Source organism: Tabrizicola flagellatus (genome assembly GCF_046295235.1).
Classification (GTDB): domain Bacteria; phylum Pseudomonadota; class Alphaproteobacteria; order Rhodobacterales; family Rhodobacteraceae; genus Tabrizicola; species Tabrizicola flagellata_A.
This window is the reverse complement of record NZ_JBKBLV010000077.1, coordinates 1-4,646: the sequence shown is the minus strand read 5'-3', so window position 1 is coordinate 4,646 and position 4,646 is coordinate 1. Positions and strand designations below refer to the sequence as shown.

At 66.6% G+C, this 4,646-nt stretch carries 4 protein-coding genes; all 4 read right to left on the bottom strand.

From position 1 onward, the window contains the following. Positions 1 to 10 precede the first annotated feature (10 nt). Entirely contained in the window at positions 11 to 1,330 is a 1,320-nt protein-coding gene (locus tag ACK4IU_RS18340) for an acetyl-CoA hydrolase/transferase family protein (protein ID WP_409738210.1), read from the bottom strand. A gap of 83 nt (positions 1,331 to 1,413) precedes the next feature. Beyond that, positions 1,414 to 2,490 carry a Hint domain-containing protein gene (locus ACK4IU_RS18335; protein ID WP_409738207.1) on the bottom strand — a complete coding sequence of 359 codons (1,077 nt, stop codon included), beginning with the start codon at positions 2,488 to 2,490 and terminating at the stop codon, positions 1,414 to 1,416. 111 nt (positions 2,491 to 2,601) lie between these two features. Continuing rightward, positions 2,602 to 3,477 (bottom strand): DMT family transporter, encoded by an 876-nt coding sequence (locus ACK4IU_RS18330; protein WP_409738204.1) that lies wholly within the window; start codon positions 3,475 to 3,477, stop codon positions 2,602 to 2,604. Positions 3,478 to 3,483: 6 nt separating this feature from the next. After that, positions 3,484 to 4,646: aromatic amino acid transaminase (locus ACK4IU_RS18325; RefSeq protein ID WP_409738201.1), on the bottom strand; the 1,163-nt coding region annotated here is incomplete at its 5' end.

The following is a 4,646-nucleotide window of genomic DNA, read 5'->3' as shown; positions in this document are numbered from 1 at the left end:
GTGGACACCCTCAGAAGAAACCCCTTGGGATCAGCCGGTGCTCATGGGCGTCCCGCTCCAGCTCCTCGCGGAAATCCGGGTGGGCGATGGAGATGAGCAACCGCGCGCGCTCGGCAATCGACCGCCCCTTGAGGTTCACCATCCCGTATTCCGTCACCACATACATCATGTCCGTCCGGGGCGTCGTCACCACGTTCCCGCGGGTCAGCGCCGTCACGATCCGGCTCTTCCGTTCCCCCTTCTTCTCGTAGGTGGACGCCAGGCACATGAAGCTTTTCCCGCCCTTCGACCCGTAGGCCCCCCGCACGAACTGGAGCTGCCCCCCGGTGCCCGAGATGTGCCGGAACCCGTCAGTCTCGGACGCCGCCTGCCCCTGAAGGTCGATCTGGGTTGTGTTGTTGATCGACACCACCCGGTCGTTCCGCATGATGTTGTGCGGCAGGTTGGTGTAGTCGACCGGATGGAACTCCACTTCCGGGTTCCGGTGGATGAAGTCGTACAGGTACTGCGCCCCCAGGGCGAAGGTGCAGACCATCCTGCCCGGGTGCAGCTGTTTCCTTGCGCCGGTGATCCTGCCCGCCCGATACAGGTCCACGATCCCGTCCGTCATCATCTCGGTATGGATGCCAAGGTCGGTCACGGGGCTTTCCGCCAGCAGCGAACAGACTGCATTGGGCATCCCGCCGATCCCGATCTGCAGGCAGGACCCGTCCGCGATCTCGGCGGCGATCAGACGAGCCACGGCCTTGTCCACCTCGGTCGCGGGGGCCTTCGGCAGTTCCGCCATCGGGCGGTCGTGGCCTGGGATGATGTAGTCCACCTCGGACACATGCACCGCCGTCCCTTCGCCCATGACGTAAGGCAGGGTCGGCGTCTCTTCTACGACCACCAGCATCGCCCGCTCCACCAGCGCCCGCATCCAGAGCGTGTTGGGGCCGAAGTTGAAGTAGCCCTTCTCGTCCATCGGCGCGGTCTTGAAGACCGCGATGTCCGGCGGGTCGATGAAGCGGCGATAGTAGTCGGGCACCTCGCCCAGGTTCACCGGCAGGTAATGCGCCATCCCCGCGTCGTGCTTCCGGCGGTCGTAGCCCGAGAAATGGGTGGAGAACCAGTGGATATGCTTCCCCTCGGGGTCGGCCTCCAGGACGGCGCGAGGGCGGGCGGTCAGGACCGAGCGGAAGCGCAGGTCCGTCACCTGACCCAGCCGCGCGGCCAGCGCCTCGTCGAAGGCATCCGGCTGGCCCAGCACCGCGCCGTAGTCGAGCCACATGCCCGATCGCACCAGCGCCGCCGCCTCTTCGGCCGTGATCCGCCTTGCCGCCTTCGCCATCCTTGCCCCCTGCCCCCTGCTGCCGGAGCCATGCCGCCCTGCGGTGGCGCCAGGTCCGTTATCGGGCCAAACGGCGCGTCTGGCTAGACAAAGCTCTTGTGGTGTTTCGTGTGACGGTCGATCAGCCGCTCTACCCGCGCGTCGTAGACCACCTTGCAGGCGGGCGTTCTGACCGCATCGATCAGACCGGGGAACAGCGTCTCGATCTCTTCCACCCCCTCGGGGCCGATGGCCTGGCGCGCACCGGGGCCAGTCAGCAGCGTCTCGCTGGGGGCGCCTTCAGCGAAGATGATCTCGTGCCGGTCGGTCAGCAGGTGGAAATAGTCCACCGCATCTTCAAAGGCGACCTGTTCGACGCCCAGGAGGCTCAGAAGCTTGACCGCCGGTACCAGAACCTCGGGCGAGCCGAACATGCGTTCCACGACCGGGCTGCGCAAGAGCATCCGGTGCTGGCGCGAGACCATCAGGTCGCGATGCGGCAGGCCGCGCCCCAGCGCACCGCGCGCGATGCAGATCGGCGCCAGTTTGCCCTGCGCCGGGGCCGTGCTGCATCCGATCCAGCGGATCGGCTGGGGGCCGTTGTCGCGGGTCGTGACCAGATCGCCCGGGCGCAGATCCTCGACCCGGACCTCACCCGCAGGGGTCAGGATATGCGTGCCCCGCACATAGCAGATCAGGTAGTTCCAGGGCTGCCGGTCCGCGTTCAACCCCGAGAAGGTGCTGCCGTTCACGCTGACCAGTCGCAACGAAAGGATCGGCTTCGCCTCCATCACCGTCTGATCGGCGTTGGCGAGGATCTCTGGCGCCCAATAGGTGTTGCCGGCCGTATCCTGGAAAATGACGGCCGTGATCGTGGCCGTCGTTCCATCAAGGTATGTGACGATCGCGTTGTAGATTGCAGTTCCGTCGAACGTCCGAAGCGGCCCGCCATTTATGCGGAACGTGTCGTTCGACAGGCTGTTGTTCATGTCATATGCATCGGCAGTTCCACCGGTGAACGAGCCGGGCGAAAAGACGGCTGCCGAGTTGAGAAGCGGCGATCCCGGCGCGCCGAAGGTCAGACCAACCAGTGCTCCGGCGTTTTCGGCCGTCTGGTTGCCCTCGGTCGGGTCGATGCTGGGCCGGACGCCCAGCTGGAACACGTTGAATGTCGTCGGCATGCCTGTGCCCTGATTACCCGGATCTTCACGAACGCTATGCGGTTTATCCTAAGAACAGGCAAAAAGAACGGAGAAAATGCGGCTAAACGGCCCCGTAACCGTTGCCAGCCGTCACCCCGGCCGGGCGATCAGCGCCGTTCCCGCCACAGCCAATGCCGCCCCCACCCATGCCAACGGTCCCGGCAGGCGGCGATAGACGGCCCAGACCATTGGCAGGATCAGGATCGGCGTGGTCGATGACAGGGTGGTGACGATCCCTACGTCTCCGCGGGCCAGCGCGGACATCAGGAAGGACATGCCGACGACCATCCCGGCCAGCGCCGAGAGCCCGATCTGCCGGACTTCTCTGCGCGAGGGCAGCGCGACCGGGCGCAGGGCGGGAAGGGCGAGAAGGGCGATGAAGAACAATGCCCCGGTTCCCGAACGCACCCCCATCGCGGCCACGGGATCGGCGCCGGCCAGCATCGCGGGCCGGGCAAGGAGACTGCCCAGCGCCTGCGCGAAGGAAGTCAGTAGGCCAAGCGAAATCCCGATCCAGAGGGGCTTCGGGGTTCGTGCGCCCTCGTCCTGCCTTGGGCCCATGACGGCAAGAGCGATCCCGGTCACGATCAGGCCCACTCCGGCGGCCTGGGTCAGGGAGACGGTCTCGCCACGAAAGCCGAAGCCGAGGGCGAGCGCGAAGGGCGAGGCGGTGGTGAAGAGCAGGGCCGAGATGCGCGGGCCGGTATACTGGATCGTCGCGATATAGGTCAGCGAGCCGACCATGATGCCCGAGGCCGAAGAGGCGCTGAGCCACAGGACAATCGGCAGGTCCAGCGTCCGCCAGCCCCCTGTCACCGCGACGATGGCGGCGGTCATCAGGAAGGCGAGGCTCATCTGCCAGCGGGACAGTTGCACCGGGCCGACCCGGCCCGAGACGCTGTCGATGAACATGGCCGAGGCCGCGAAGGCCGCCGCCGCTGCCAGTGACAGGACGACGGCCAGCATGATGTGTCAGATCACCTGCGCGATGGCGGCAGCAAGGACGGGGACGGTCTTCGCGTTCAGGCCCGCGATGTTGATCCGGCTGTCGCCGACCATGTAGATGCCGTGCTCTTCCCGCAGGCGGTTGACCTGCACCTCGGTCAGGCCCAGGCGGCTGAACATGCCGCGGTGGTGGGCGACGAAGTCGAACCGGTCGGAGTTGGTCGCGCGGCGCAGCTCGTCCGCCAGCTGCCGGCGCAGGCCCAGCATGTTCTGGCGGACCTCTTCCAGTTCGGCCTTCCAGTCGGCGGTCAGGGACGCATCCTCAAGGATCATCGTCACCAGCCGCGCGCCGTGGTCGGGCGGGAAGCTGTAGTTCTGCCGGTTCAGGAAGTTCAGGTTGCCCTGCACCACGGCCTTGCGGTCGGGGCTGGTCAGCGCGATCAGGATGCCGGTACGCTCGCGGTAGATGCCGAAGTTCTTCGAGCAGGAGGCGGCGATCAGCACCTCGGGAATGGCGGCGGCGATCTTGCGGGTCGCCTCGGCGTCCTCTTCCAGACCGTCGCCGAAACCCTGGTAGGCAAGATCGACGAAGGGCACCGCGCCTTTCCGTTGCAGCAGCGCGATCACCTGGTCCCATTGCGCGCCGTCAAGGTTCGCGCCCGTCGGGTTGTGGCAGCAGCCGTGCAGCAGGACCGCGTCGCCCGCCGCAACGCCTTCGAGGTCCGCCATCAGGCCGGCAAAGTCGATGCCCGAAGTCGCCACGTCGAAATAGCGATACTCGACCCCCGTCATGCCGAGATACTTCACGATCGAGGGATGGTTCGGCCAGGTCGGCGCCGACATCCAGACCCGCGCTTTGGGGTTGGCCATGCGGATCAGTTCCAGTGCCTGCCGGATCGCGCCCGTCCCGCCGGGCGTCGCGACCGAGGCCGCCCGGTCGGCGTAGCCCGGTCCGAGGATCATCGTGACCAGCGCGGCGTTGTAGGCGGGTTCACCGGCAAGGCCGGTGTAGGTCTTGGTGGTCTCCACCTCCCACAGCTTCTTCTCGGCCGCCTTCACTGCGCGCATTACCGGGGTCAGGCCGGTCGCGTCCTTGTAGACGCCGACGCCGAGGTCGATCTTGGTGGTCCGGGGGTCGTCCCGGAACATGGCGATGAGGGCCAGGATCTTGTCCTGCGGCTGGGGCTGAA

Coding starts and splice junctions, on each gene's coding strand:
- ACK4IU_RS18335 (WP_409738207.1), bottom strand. CDS start 2,490: ATGCCGACGACATTCAACGTGTTCCAGCTGGGCGTCCGGCCCAGCATC.
- ACK4IU_RS18330 (WP_409738204.1), bottom strand. CDS start 3,477: ATGCTGGCCGTCGTCCTGTCACTGGCAGCGGCGGCGGCCTTCGCGGCC.
- ACK4IU_RS18340 (WP_409738210.1), bottom strand. CDS start 1,330: ATGGCGAAGGCGGCAAGGCGGATCACGGCCGAAGAGGCGGCGGCGCTG.